Genomic DNA, 11,015 nt, shown 5'->3' with positions numbered 1-11,015 from the left:
GGAGCTTGCTCCCGCTGGGTTGCGTAGCAGCCCTCTGTTTTGGGGCCGCTACGCAGCCCAGCGGGAGCAAGCTCCCTCGCCACAAATGTGTAGGTCACCGGCAATGCGGTGTCTGCGACGCAGTATTCTTGGCTAATATCACTGAGGGATGCGTAGAAAACGCGTCCCGGCTCTTTAAGAGATCTAACGAATGACCCTGAAGACCATCGAAGGTACCTTCATCGCCCCTCAAGGCCGCTACGCTCTGGTAGTGGGCCGTTTCAACAGTTTCGTGGTTGAAAGCCTGGTCAGCGGTGCAGTTGATGCCCTGGTTCGCCATGGCGTGAGCGAAAGCGACATCACCATCATCCGTGCGCCAGGCGCCTTCGAAATCCCGCTGGTTGCGCAGAAAGTCGCTCAGAAAGGCGAGTTCGCAGCCATCATCGCGCTCGGCGCGGTCATTCGTGGCGGTACTCCGCACTTCGAATACGTGGCAGGCGAGTGCACCAAGGGTCTGGCCCAGGTGTCCATGGAATTCGGCGTGCCGGTCGCATTCGGCGTGTTGACCGTGGATTCCATCGAACAAGCCATCGAACGTTCCGGCACCAAGGCCGGCAACAAAGGTGCTGAAGCTGCTCTGTCCGCTCTGGAAATGGTCAGCCTGCTGGCGCAGTTGGAGGCCAAGTGATCAACGACGACAGCGATCGTTTCAACCCGCGCGATCCAAAGCCTGCAGACGCCGGCAAGCCATCGAAAAGCGTCAAGCGTCGCGAAGCCCGTCAGCTCGCGACCCAGGCGCTGTACCAATGGCACATGGCCAAGCAGTCGCTGAACGAAATTGAAGCGCAGTTCCGGGTCGATAACGATTTCAGTGATGTCGATAGCGCCTACTTCCGCGAGATCCTGCATGGGGTTCCGGCGCAGAAGGACAAGATCGATGCCGCGCTGAAGCCTTGCCTGGATTTGACCATCGAAGAGCTGGACCCGGTTGAACTGGCCGTTCTGCGCCTGTCGACCTGGGAGCTGCTCGAGCGCGTCGACGTGCCTTACCGCGTTGTGATCAACGAAGGTATCGAACTGGCCAAGGTGTTCGGTTCTACCGACGGCCACAAGTTCGTCAACGGCGTGCTCGACAAGTTGGCCCCGCGTTTGCGTGAAGCAGAAGTGAAGGCGTTCAAGCGCTAACCTGCGCTTGATACCCAATGGGCGAGTTTGAGCTGATCCACAATTTCTTCGCCGCCGCGCCTTGTGCGCAAGGCGGCGAAGGCGTTGTGCTGGGGATCGGCGACGATTGCGCTTTGCTGGCTGTTCCCGCCGGGGAGCAGTTGGCGGTGTCCACCGACACGCTTGTGGCCGGTGTGCATTTCGCAGATCCCTGCGACCCGTTTCTACTCGGTCAGCGCTCGCTGGCCGTGGCCGTCAGTGACCTGGCAGCCATGGGCGCCACCCCTGTTGCCTTTACCCTTGCCCTGACTTTGCCGACGGTGACTGCCGAATGGCTGCAAGCGTACGCCCGCGGTTTGAACCTGATGGCGCAACGATGCGGGGTGGCCCTGGTGGGCGGTGACACCACCCGCGGGCCGCTGAGCCTGACCCTGACCGTGTTTGGTCGGGTGCCCAGCGCTCAGGCATTGATCCGCAGCGGCGCGCAGCCGGGTGATCTGCTCTGTGTGGGCGGCGAACTGGGCAACGCCGCCGGGGCTTTGCCGCTGGTGCTCGGTCAGCGAACGGCCGCAGCTGCCATCGCCGAGCCGCTGCTGGCGCATTACTGGTCGCCGCAGCCGCAACTCGGCCTCGGCCAGGCGTTGCGCGGCAAGGCAACAGCGGCGTTGGACATCTCCGACGGTCTGCTTGCCGACTGCGGCCATATTGCGCTGGCGTCGAAGGTCGGCATTCAAGTTGAACGGGACCGATTACCGCTGTCGAACTCTTTAGTGGCGTTCCTCGGTCAATCCGGCGCAGAAGCAGCGGCCCTGAGTGGCGGCGACGATTATGTGTTGGCGTTCAGCCTACCGTCCGTCGAGTTGGCGCAGCTGCTGGCAGAAGGATGGCCCATCCACGTGGTCGGGCAAGTGGTGGCGGGGCAGGGCGTCGTGCTGCTGGATGCCTGCGGACAGGACATCACCCCGCAAATCCGGGGCTACCAACATTTTCGGGAGACACCGTGACAGATCATCCCAATCAGGTTCCTGCGGAATTCGTACCGCCTTCGGTATGGCGCAACCCATGGCATTTCATCGCCTTCGGCTTCGGCTCGGGCACCTTGCCCAAGGCTCCTGGCACCTGGGGCTCATTAGTTGCGCTACCCTTCATCCCGTTATGGCAGATGTTGCCCGACTGGGGTTACTGGCTGATGCTGGGCATCACCATGCTGTTCGGCTTCTGGCTGTGCGGCAAGGTGGCCGACGATCTGCGGGTACACGACCACGAAGGCATCGTCTGGGACGAAATGGTCGGGATGTGGATTACCTTGTGGCTGGTGCCTGAAGGTTGGTACTGGTTGCTCGCGGGTTTTGTCGTGTTCCGTTTTTTCGACATTCTCAAGCCGTGGCCGATTCACTGGATCGACCGGCACGTGCACGGTGGCGTCGGGATCATGCTCGACGACGTAGTGGCCGGGGTGTTTGCATGGGCAGCGATGCAGGGGCTGGTGTGGATTTTCGCCTGACGGGCGATACAGGGGACTAAGGATGGCTCGACGCTGGCTGGCTGGGATGATGTTCTCGATGCTCGGCACGCTGGCCCTGGCGGCTGAGACGCCGATGCCGTCGGTGATCCATCTCGCCAGTGAAGAATGGGAAAATTACACCGCCCCCGACGGGCGTGGCCTGGGCTGGGACGTGCTACGGAAGGTTTTCGAGCCGGCCGGCGTGAAACTCGAGATTCGCACCGTTCCCTACACGCGATCCATCGGCCTGGCGCAACGCGGCGAAGTGGATGCCTGCGTGGGCGCCTACCACGATGAAGTCAGCGATCTGCTATACCCGCGCTGGAATTTCGATACCGACCACATCTACGCATTGGGGCTGGCCAGCAGTCCGGTGCCGACCCGAGAGACGCTGGGCGCTTACAGATTGGCCTGGGTCCGCGGTTACGACTATCAGGACTATTTGCCGAACGTCACTCGATATAACGAAGTGGTGCGGCGTACCGGAATTCTGTCGATGCTCACCCACGATCGCGCCGATTATTACGTCGATGCGCTGAGCGAAATCGAATTCATTGTCCGTGGTGCCAGGGATCCTGCGCTGTTCCGGCAGACGCACATTACCGAGTTGCCGCTCTACCTCTGCTTCGCCAACACACCCCGCGCGCGAAAGCTCATGGCGCTGTTCGATCAACGCATGGAGCATCTGGTGAAAAGCGGCGAGCTGAAGCCGATCTTCAAGCGCTGGAAGCAGCCTTATCCGTTTGATCCCGAGTGAACACGTCTCTGTAGCAGCTGGCGCAGCCTGCGTCCGGCGGCGCAGCCGTCGCATACCCTGCCAACTCGATGGCCCTGATATTGGGATGTTCGAATTTTACGACGGCTGCGCCGCCGAACGCAGGCTGCGCCAGCTGCTACAGGATCTTACGCGGGGCGCAGCATCCAGATTCTTGATCGTTATGCCCCACAATTCAGCCTGAGCGTCTGCAGGAACCTGCTGCTACAATGCCGCCTCTGCGAATCTATAGATCAGGAGCACACCGGTGCCTGTCGTTTTTGTCGCCGCTTCCAAGCTGCCAACGCCTTTTGCGCAATTCACCATGCATGGCTTCCTCGATGAGGAGAACGGGCGTGAACACGTGGTTCTGAGCCTGGGTGAGTTCGACGACGGTGCGCCGGTACTCGGCCGTTTGCATTCCGAGTGCCTGACTGGCGATGCCTTGTTCAGCCAGCGTTGCGATTGCGGTTCTCAGCTTGAAGCCGCCCTGCAGGCGATTGCTCGCGAAGGCCGCGGCGTGTTGCTCTATCTGCGCCAGGAAGGCCGAGGTATTGGCTTGCTGAACAAGATCCGTGCATATGAGTTGCAGGATGGCGGTGCCGATACCGTTGAAGCCAACGAGCGTCTGGGTTTTGCCGCAGATCAGCGCGATTACGCCATGTGCCTGCCGATGCTGCAGCACCTGGGGGTGAAATCCCTGCGCCTGATGACCAACAACCCGCGCAAGGTCAAAGCCCTGACCGACATGGGCATTGTCGTTGCCGAGCGCGTGCCGTTGCACACCGGCCACAATCCGCACAACAAACTCTACCTGGCGACCAAGGCCAGCAAGCTCGACCACATGATGGGCAACGAGCACCAGGGCGAGGTAGACCGCGCGTGACTCGCGGTCAGGTGCGGCGGCGACTGGCCGTCAGTTGGTGGCAATACCTGGCGCTGGCGCTGTTGCCGTTGTTCGTGATCAACGGTGTATTCGGTCAGAGCGAGGCAATCCTGCCGGTGTTGGCCATGCCGATGTTCATTGCCGGTGTGGCTTCGATGTTTGTCAGCCTGAAGTTTTTCGGTGGCTATAAGCACGGCCTGATCGCCACGCAGAAAGCCCTCGATACCCCTGAAGAACCTGCCGCCTGGATCGCCTTGGCTGCCAAACGCCGTGCGGCGTTCATCGCTGCCGGGCTGCCCGCGTGGATTGGCGCCCTTGCGGTATTTTTCGGGCTGGAAGCCGTGCCGCTGATGTTGCTGGCGCTGTCCACCGCCGTGCTGTTCTACCTCTACCGTATCCCGCGTCAACTCGCCTGATGTTCCGCGTTTGGCTCGCGGTTCTGCTACTTGCCTTGGGCGCGTCGGCGAATGCCGTCGAGCGGGTCGTCAGCCTCGGGCCGTCTCTCTCCGAAATCGTTGTCGAGCTGGATTCTGCCGATCTGCTGGTTGGCGTGCTGGATGCCGGTGAGCGTCCAGCCGCACTTCAGGGTCTGCCCTCTGTTGGCCGCTATGGTCAGCTGGACATGGAGCAACTGCTCAGTCTCCGGCCGGATTTGCTGCTGCTATGGCCCGACAGTGTCGGCCCGGCACAGCGTGAGCAGCTCAAGCGTTTGAACATTCCGACTTACGTCGCCGAACCGCACAACCTTGATCAACTGACCGCGCACATCGAAGCGATTGCCGTGCAACTTGGCCGTGCCGAACGTGGAGTTTCTTTAGCTGCGACTTTGCGTCAGCGCCTCGATTCATTGCGCGAACGCTACAGGCGCGATCATCCTGTGCGGGTGTTTTATCAGGTCTGGGACCGGCCGCTGTATACCGTCGGTGGCGCACAGATTATCAGCGATGCGTTGCAGGTGTGCGGCGCGCGAAATGTGTTCGCCGACCTGACGCTGCCCGCGCCGCAGATCAGCGTCGAGGCGGTGCTGCAGCGTAATCCTGAGGTGATCCTTGCCAGCGATCAGGCGCAACTCGATGCGTGGAAAGCCTGGCCGCAGGTGGCGGCTGTTCGGCAGGGGCAGTTGCTCATGGTGGCCGATAAAGGCCTGGAGCGGCCGAGCGGGCAGATGATCGAGGCGACGGCCAGGCTGTGCGAGTTGATTGCGCCCGACCGCTGACCTTGTGGCGAGGGAGCTCGCTCCCGCTGGGCAGCGAAGCAGCCATAAATTCCCTCAAAGAGTAAAGTCAGATCTGATTGCATCCGCCATTTACGTCTGCCTCGCAAACGAGCGGGAGCAAGCTCCCTCGCCACAGGTGACCGAGTCGTCTAGATCTCAGGCGTCCACGTCACCCCGAACATCCACGCCCGGCCTTCCTCGCGATACCCGTACTGACTGCCATCATGGCTGTACAGCGCCCGGCTGTAACCCTTATCCAGAACGTTATCGACCTTCACATCAAGCTTGACCTCGCGATTTAATGCCCAGCTGCTGCGTAACCCGAGCAGCGCATAACCGCCCAGTGGCTGCAGATTGTTCTCGTCGTCATAACTGCTGCTGACCGCTTGCCAGCTGGCACCGAGCCCGAGGCGGTCAAACTGCCGATCCAGATCCAGACTCAATGTCCGCCGCGCACGACGGGCCAGCGTATGACCGCTGTCACGGTCGCGCGGATCAATGATCGCCACCCCGAGGTTGCTCTGCCAGCCAAAAAACTCCTGCTCGAGTGCCGCTTCAAAGCCATTGATACGGGCTGATGCAACATTCTGCGGCCGCGAGTTGCTGCCGAAGATGATCGCGTCCTGCAGGTCGGTGCGGTACAGCGAGGCTTCAAGACGAGTGCCTTCAGTCAGCTGACTGCGCCATTGCAGCTCGTAGCTTTTCGAGGTTTCGGGCTTGAGGTCCGGGTTGCTGAAATCCGGGTAATACAAATCATTGAAAGTCGGGGCACGGAACCCTTCGCTGTGGCTCAGCAAAACATCGTTGTCGGGATTCAACGGCAGGGTAAAGGTGCCGCTCCAACTGTTCTGACCGCCGAACTGCTGATTCTGGTCGCGGCGCAAACCCAGCTCGGTAGAAAAGCTGTCCGCCTGATAGCGATGCTGCACGAACGCCGCGCGGTTCCAGCGACTGTCCTCGTCGAACGCAGTGCTGCTGTTGACTCGGTCTTCATACCAGTCGCCGCCGACGATCAGGCTGTTGCGTGCATCGAGCGTCAGGTCATTCTGCCAGTTCACCGAATCGCGGTAGGTGTTGAACACGCTGCGCTCGCTGCTGAGTTTGTCGAAGGTCTCTTCGCGATTTTCGCTGTGGCCCAGTTCGACACGGGTTTTCCAATGCTCGTTGATCCGTGCGTCGACGTAACTGCTGAGACCGCTGACGGTGAAATCGTTGTACGGCTGCTCCTGTACCGACTCGAAGGTGTCCATATCGAAGCGGCCGAACGGATTGTCGAAGGCATTTTTGCCACGGTTATCCAATAGATTCGCGCCGACTTCGATGTCATCGGTGAGGGCGTGACTCAAGCTCAGGCTCAGCGATTTATTGCGGTATTCATCGTGATCGCCGTCACTCGGATACGACTCGTAAGTGCGGTCGATCCCGGAGGTTTCATCAAGGCTGGCACCGAGATTGAAGCGGGTATTCTCGTCGCCACCAGACAGTCCTACGCTGCGCTCCCAGCTCTGGTTGCTGCCGAAGCCAACGTGCAGGCGTGGTTGCAGGCCCAGCTTGCCGCCGCGCCGGGTGAAAATCTGAATGACCCCGCCAATTGCATCGCTGCCATAAATCACCGAACGCGATCCGCGCAGTACTTCCACACGCTCGACCTGTTCGATGTTGATGTGCTGCAGATTGCTGTCGCCGGAGGTTGAGTTACCGATGCGCTGGCCGTCCACCAGCACCAGGCTTTGTGCCGACTTGGTTCCGCGAATGTAAATTCCCGGCAAACTGCCACGACCACCAGTCTGGCCGACCTGAACGCCGGGCACCCGGCGCAACAGATCGGTAACGCTGGCCGGTTGCAGGCGGTCGATGTCGTCGCGAGTGAACACGGTGTTCGCCGCGCTGCTGTCGTTGCGGGCTTCGACCTGGCGGTTGGCGCTGATCACTACGTCGGGCAGCTTCAGCGCCTGATCGCGTTCGAAGGTGTCGGCGAACAATGGGCTAGTCGGCAGGAGCGCGAGCGACAGGGCGAGGGGAAAGAGTTTCATCGGCAGTCCGTGATGTTTCAGGTGTGCACAAATCAATGTGGGAGTGAGCCTGCTCGCGATGGCGGTGTATCAGTCAACATTGAATCGACTGACAGTCCGCCATCGCGAGCAGGCTCACTCCCACAGGGGTATTGCGTTTATTTGGTGAGCAACTGCATCCGCTCGCGCACCGACGCCTCAATCCCGGCCCCATCCAGCCCACATTCGGCCAGCATCTGCGCAGGCTTGGCGTGCTCGACATAGCTGTCCGGGAGGCCCAGGTGCAGCATCGACTTGAGGATGTTCTCGCGTGCGAGGAATTCGCTGACCGCGCCGCCGGCACCGCCCATGATCGCATTCTCTTCAATCGTCACCAGCAGCTCATGGCTGCCGGCAATGTCACGCACCAGCGCCTCATCCAGCGGCTTGACGAAGCGCATGTCGACCACGGTCGCGTTCAGCGTTTCGGCGACTTTCAGCGCTTCGGCCACCTGCACGCCGAATACCAGCAGGGCAACATTTTGACCCTGACGACGAACGACGCCTTTGCCGATTTCAATCGGTTGCAGCTCGTTCTCGATGGTCGCATTCGGACCATTGCCGCGTGGATAACGCACCGCCGCCGGGCCGTTGTACAGGTGGCCGGTGGTGAGCATTTTGCGCAGTTCGTTCTCATCGCTGGGTGTCATCACCAGCATGCCAGGGATGCAGCGCAGGTACGACAGGTCGAAACTGCCGGCGTGGGTCGGGCCGTCTTCGCCCACCAGACCGGCACGGTCGATGGCAAATAGCACGTCGAGGTTTTGCACCGCAACGTCGTGGATCAACTGGTCGTAACCGCGCTGCAGAAACGTCGAGTAGATCGCGACCACTGGTTTTGCGCCTTCGCAGGCCATCCCGGCGGCAAGTGTTACGGCGTGTTGCTCGGCAATCGCTACGTCGAAATAACGCTGCGGGAAACGTTCGCTGAAGGCCACCAGATCGGAGCCTTCTTTCATCGCCGGGGTGATGCCAACCAGGCGTGAATCCGCTTCGGCCATGTCGCACAGCCATTGACCAAACACGCCGGAATACTTCGGTCCGCTGGTCGCTTTTGGCGCAACCGGTGCATCCACGGGTTCGAGTTTGGTGATGGCGTGGTAGACGATCGGGTCGACTTCTGCCGGGGCGAAGCCTTTGCCTTTCTTGGTGACCACGTGGAGAAACTGCGGGCCTTTAAGATCGCGCATGTTTCGCAGGGTGGCGATCAGGGTCGGCAGATCGTGGCCATCGATCGGGCCGATGTAGTTCCAGCCCAGCTCTTCGAACAGCGTGCCGGGGACCAGCATGCCCTTGGCATATTCCTCGGTGCGACGGGCGATTTCCCATGCGCCGGGCAGACGCGACAGTACTTTTTTACTGCCCTCGCGCATGCTCGCGTAGGTACGGCTGGAAAGGATTTTCGCCAGGTAATTCGACAAACCGCCGACATTGCGCGAGATCGACATGTCGTTGTCGTTGAGGATCACCAGCATGTTGGCGTTCACTTCCGGCGCATGGTTGAGCGCCTCGAACGCCATGCCGGCCGTCAACGCGCCGTCGCCGATCACTGCGATTGCCTTGCGATCACTGTTCTGCAGGCGGGCGGCGATGGCCATGCCCAGCGCTGCACTGATCGATGTACTGGAATGGCCGACGCCAAACGTGTCGTATTCGCTCTCGGAACGGCGTGGGAAGGCAGCTACGCCGTCCTTCTGGCGCAGGGTGCTCATGCGCTCGCGGCGACCCGTGAGGATTTTGTGCGGATAGGCCTGATGACCCACGTCCCACACCAGCCGGTCATCCGGGGTGTCGAAAACGTAATGCAACGCGATCGTCAGCTCGATGACGCCCAGGCCCGCACCGAAATGCCCACCGGTCTGACCGACCGTATAGAGCAATTCCAGGCGCAACTCATCGGCCAGGGTTTCCAGCTCGGCTTCGCCTAACCGGCGTAGCCCGTCCGGCGTGTTGGCACGGTCGAGCAGGGGCGTGGTCGGGCGCTTGCGGGGAATCTCATGAAACGTCGTGGGCATCAGGCGAATCGTTATAGGTATAGAAGATGCGGCAGTTTACCTGATGCATCGGCCCCTGCCCACGCGTTGGTATTTTTTGGCGGATACGCCATCAGTTGCGCCGGTCGACGATATAACGGGCCAGGTCGCGCAGCGGTTCGGCCGCCGCGTCAAACGGTCGCAGCGCGTGCAGCGCCTGATCGCGCAGCTCCAGCGCATAGGCCTTGGCGTGGTCGAGGCCGAGCAGGGCCGGGTAGGTAGGCTTGTCCCGCGCGATGTCGGCACCTTGGCGCTTGCCCAGGGTTTCGGTATCGCTTTCGACGTCGAGAATGTCGTCCTGCACCTGAAATGCCAGGCCGATCGCCAGGGCGTAATTCTTCAGGGACTTGAGTTCATCCTTCTCGGCGCGGCCACTGGCCAAAGCGCCAAGCTTGACGCTGACTTCGATGAGCGCGCCGGTCTTGTGGCGGTGCATGTATTCGAGGGCTTTCTGATCGAGTTTCAGGCCGACCGAGCCGAGGTCGATTGCTTGCCCGCCGACCATGCCGGCGGGGCCTGCCGCAAGGGCGAGTGCGCGGACCATTTGCAGGCGGATTTCGGCGTCGGAGGTGTTCAGGCGCGGATCGAGCAGCGCGCTGAAGGCCAGGCTTTGCAAACCGTCGCCGGCAAGAATCGCGCAGGCCTCGTCGAATTTTTTGTGGGTGGTCGGCAGGCCGCGACGTAAATCGTCATCGTCCATGGCCGGCAAATCGTCGTGCACCAGGGAATAGGCGTGGATCAGCTCGACAGCGCAGGCGGCGCCATTGGCTTGCTCGGCTTTGCCGCCCAGTGCTTCGCAGGCGGCGTAGGCCAGCAGCGGACGCACGCGTTTGCCGCCATTCATCACGCTGTAGCGCATCGCTTCGTAAAGCCGCGCGAGTTCAGGGCCGGGCGCGGTGAACAGGCTTTCCAGTGCCGCGTTGACGCGGGCCTGGCTGGTCGCCGAATACGCTGCGATCATTCTGGCTCATCCGCGTCGAAGGGTTCCTCGGCCAGCTCGCCATCACGCTCGAGCAGCACTTGCACCTTTTGCTCGGCCTGAGCCAGCGCTGCCTGGCAATCGCGGGTCAAACCGATGCCTTGCTCGAAAGCTGTCAGCGAGTCTTCCAGCGACAATTCGCCATTCTCCAGACGCTCTACCAGCGTTTGCAGGTCAGCGAGGGATTGTTCGAAATCCAGTGCAGCTTTTTTGCGGGCCATGGCGGCTATTTCCGGTTGTCGGTAAACCGGCGCGACACTAGCAGACATGGGGGGCATGGGCAAATGAGGCGGGAGGCTTGCCACCCTGGTCTCGAGGTGAAAACAACCCTTGTGGCGAGGGGGCTTGCCCCCGTTCGGCTGCGAAGCAGTCGTCAATCCGGACACATCGGTCTCTTTGTGCGGACGCTGGGGGCCGCTTCGCGCCCCAACGGGGGCAAGCCCCCTCGC

Annotated in this window: 12 protein-coding genes; 8 read left to right on the top strand and 4 right to left on the bottom strand. The window is 61.2% G+C overall.

Annotated elements, in window-relative coordinates:
* Positions 1 to 190 precede the first annotated feature (190 nt).
* The 8 genes from ribH (at position 191) to DU29_RS0125865 (ending at position 5,503) form a co-directional block, all read left to right on the top strand.
* The gene (gene ribH, locus DU29_RS0125900) at positions 191 to 667 is read left to right on the top strand and encodes a 6,7-dimethyl-8-ribityllumazine synthase (protein ID WP_028624323.1); all 477 of its coding nucleotides are present in this window, start codon (positions 191 to 193) and stop codon (positions 665 to 667) included.
* Positions 664 to 1,164, top strand: coding sequence for a transcription antitermination factor NusB (gene nusB / locus DU29_RS0125895; protein WP_028624322.1), 501 nt, complete (start codon positions 664 to 666; stop codon positions 1,162 to 1,164). The genes ribH and nusB overlap by 4 nt, the downstream gene beginning before the upstream one ends.
* Positions 1,165 to 1,181: 17 nt before the next feature.
* Entirely contained in the window at positions 1,182 to 2,147 is a 966-nt protein-coding gene (gene thiL / locus DU29_RS0125890; protein ID WP_028624321.1) for a thiamine-phosphate kinase, read from the top strand.
* Positions 2,144 to 2,647 (top strand): phosphatidylglycerophosphatase A family protein, encoded by a 504-nt coding sequence (locus tag DU29_RS0125885; RefSeq protein ID WP_028624320.1) that lies wholly within the window; start codon positions 2,144 to 2,146, stop codon positions 2,645 to 2,647. The genes thiL and DU29_RS0125885 overlap by 4 nt, the downstream gene beginning before the upstream one ends.
* Before the next feature lie 22 nt (positions 2,648 to 2,669).
* Complete coding sequence (locus DU29_RS0125880; RefSeq protein WP_028624319.1) at positions 2,670 to 3,404, top strand: substrate-binding periplasmic protein; 735 nt, start codon at positions 2,670 to 2,672, stop codon at positions 3,402 to 3,404.
* A 265-nt stretch (positions 3,405 to 3,669) separates the two neighbouring features.
* On the top strand, positions 3,670 to 4,287 hold the full coding sequence (ribA, locus tag DU29_RS0125875) for a GTP cyclohydrolase II (protein WP_028624318.1): 618 nt from the start codon (positions 3,670 to 3,672) through the stop codon (positions 4,285 to 4,287).
* The gene (locus DU29_RS0125870) at positions 4,284 to 4,703 is read left to right on the top strand and encodes a hypothetical protein (RefSeq protein ID WP_028624317.1); all 420 of its coding nucleotides are present in this window, start codon (positions 4,284 to 4,286) and stop codon (positions 4,701 to 4,703) included. Before ribA ends, DU29_RS0125870 begins: the two co-directional genes overlap by 4 nt.
* A complete protein-coding gene (locus tag DU29_RS0125865) occupies positions 4,703 to 5,503 on the top strand; it encodes a cobalamin-binding protein (RefSeq protein ID WP_028624316.1) in 801 nt (266 codons plus the stop codon). Before DU29_RS0125870 ends, DU29_RS0125865 begins: the two co-directional genes overlap by 1 nt.
* 149 nt (positions 5,504 to 5,652) lie before the next feature.
* Here DU29_RS0125865 and DU29_RS0125860 read toward each other — a convergent pair whose 3' ends face one another.
* The 4 genes from DU29_RS0125860 to DU29_RS0125845 all read right to left on the bottom strand — a co-directional run bounded on the left by DU29_RS0125860 (position 5,653) and on the right by DU29_RS0125845 (position 10,787).
* Complete coding sequence (locus DU29_RS0125860) at positions 5,653 to 7,536, bottom strand: TonB-dependent receptor domain-containing protein (RefSeq protein WP_028624315.1); 1,884 nt, start codon at positions 7,534 to 7,536, stop codon at positions 5,653 to 5,655.
* Between the two features lie 137 nt (positions 7,537 to 7,673).
* On the bottom strand, positions 7,674 to 9,569 hold the full coding sequence (gene dxs / locus DU29_RS0125855) for a 1-deoxy-D-xylulose-5-phosphate synthase (RefSeq protein WP_028624314.1): 1,896 nt from the start codon (positions 9,567 to 9,569) through the stop codon (positions 7,674 to 7,676).
* Between the two features lie 91 nt (positions 9,570 to 9,660).
* Positions 9,661 to 10,548, bottom strand: coding sequence for a polyprenyl synthetase family protein (locus tag DU29_RS0125850; protein WP_028624313.1), 888 nt, complete (start codon positions 10,546 to 10,548; stop codon positions 9,661 to 9,663).
* The gene (locus tag DU29_RS0125845) at positions 10,545 to 10,787 is read right to left on the bottom strand and encodes an exodeoxyribonuclease VII small subunit (RefSeq protein WP_016772991.1); all 243 of its coding nucleotides are present in this window, start codon (positions 10,785 to 10,787) and stop codon (positions 10,545 to 10,547) included. The genes DU29_RS0125850 and DU29_RS0125845 overlap by 4 nt, the downstream gene beginning before the upstream one ends.
* Positions 10,788 to 11,015 lie beyond the last annotated feature (228 nt).

It is taken from the genome of Pseudomonas sp. Ant30-3 (assembly GCF_000690905.1).
In the GTDB taxonomy this organism is placed as follows: Bacteria; Pseudomonadota; Gammaproteobacteria; order Pseudomonadales; family Pseudomonadaceae; genus Aquipseudomonas.
Note: the sequence above shows the minus strand (reverse complement) of the source record. Positions and strands in the feature narration are given on the sequence as shown.

What these genes read in the sequence shown, in the direction of transcription:
- ribH (WP_028624323.1), top strand. Translation starts at nt 191, where the DNA reads ATGACCCTGAAGACCATCGAAGGTACCTTCATCGCCCCTCAAGGCCGC.
- thiL (WP_028624321.1), top strand. Translation starts at nt 1,182, where the DNA reads ATGGGCGAGTTTGAGCTGATCCACAATTTCTTCGCCGCCGCGCCTTGT.
- DU29_RS0125880 (WP_028624319.1), top strand. Translation starts at nt 2,670, where the DNA reads ATGGCTCGACGCTGGCTGGCTGGGATGATGTTCTCGATGCTCGGCACG.
- DU29_RS0125865 (WP_028624316.1), top strand. Translation starts at nt 4,703, where the DNA reads ATGTTCCGCGTTTGGCTCGCGGTTCTGCTACTTGCCTTGGGCGCGTCG.
- DU29_RS0125860 (WP_028624315.1), bottom strand. Translation starts at nt 7,536, where the DNA reads ATGAAACTCTTTCCCCTCGCCCTGTCGCTCGCGCTCCTGCCGACTAGC.
- dxs (WP_028624314.1), bottom strand. Translation starts at nt 9,569, where the DNA reads ATGCCCACGACGTTTCATGAGATTCCCCGCAAGCGCCCGACCACGCCC.
- DU29_RS0125850 (WP_028624313.1), bottom strand. Translation starts at nt 10,548, where the DNA reads ATGATCGCAGCGTATTCGGCGACCAGCCAGGCCCGCGTCAACGCGGCA.
- DU29_RS0125845 (WP_016772991.1), bottom strand. Translation starts at nt 10,787, where the DNA reads ATGGCCCGCAAAAAAGCTGCACTGGATTTCGAACAATCCCTCGCTGAC.